Annotated in this window: 1 protein-coding gene; it reads right to left on the bottom strand. The window is 74.9% G+C overall.

The annotated features are described in order from the left end of the window. The coding region (locus G3I65_RS56265; protein ID WP_160704830.1) for an ATP-binding protein at positions 1-1,001 on the bottom strand (1,001 nt) is incomplete at both ends.

Genomic DNA, 1,001 nt, shown 5'->3' with positions numbered 1-1,001 from the left:
CCGGGGTTCGAGCTCGTGCCGCGCGGTGCCGTTGACGCCCGGGGGCAGCGCGGGCAGGCCGGGCCGCGACGGCAGCTCGACCAGGACCAGCACGCCGGGGACGTGCACGCTGGCGGTGATGCCGGCGCTCGCGGTCCGCGTGGTCGTCGGCCGCAGCCGGACGGTGATCCCGTGCGACGCGGCCAGCCTGCTCACCACGAACAAGCCCATCCGGCGGGTGGTCTCCGGGCTGACCGACGCGCCGGCGGCCAGCCGGGCGTTGGCCGCTTCCAGGTCTTCGCGGCTCATGCCGAGGCCGGTGTCGACGACCTCGACCAGCACGCCGCCGTCGAAGCCGCGGTCGGCGGTGAGCACGACCTGCTCGTCCGGCGGCGACGACCGGATCGCGTTCTCCAGCAGCTCCGCGAGGATGTGCACGACGTCGGCGGCGGCCTCGGCCTGCACCGAGCCGCGCGGCGCGTTGCCGAGGGTGATGCGCTGGTAGTCCTTGACCTCCGACGTCGCCGCGCGCAGCAGCTCGACGGTCGCGACCGGGCCGGTTTCCCGCCGCACCGGCCGGCCGCCGGCGAGGACCTGCAGGTTCTCACCGTTGCGCCGCAGCCGGGTCGCGATGTGGTCGATCTGGAACAGCTCGGCCAGCCGCTGCGGGTCCTGCTCGTCGGCCTCGAGGTCTTCGATCACCGAAAGCTGCAGCTCGACCAGCGACTGGCTGCGCCGCGACAGCGTCATGAACATCTCGCTGACCTGGATCCGCATCTCGGCCTGCTCGCCGACGGCGAGCCGGACGGCCTGCCGGTGCATGTCGTCGAAGGCGCGGGCGAGCTGGCCGACCTCCTCCTCGGAGTCCACCGGGAGCGGCGGGGTCGCGCGCCAGTCGACGTCCTCGCCCTCCCGGATCCGCTCGATGGTGCCGGGCAGCCGGCGGCGCGCGGTGTCGAGGGCGGCCGCGTGCAGCCGCCGGATCGGGGCCACCACCGACCGGGCGACGGCGAGCGCGATGG

The organism is Amycolatopsis sp. SID8362, from assembly GCF_010550475.1.
In the GTDB taxonomy this organism is placed as follows: domain Bacteria; phylum Actinomycetota; class Actinomycetes; order Mycobacteriales; family Pseudonocardiaceae; genus Amycolatopsis; species Amycolatopsis eburnea.
This window is presented reverse-complemented; position numbering and strand designations above follow the sequence as displayed.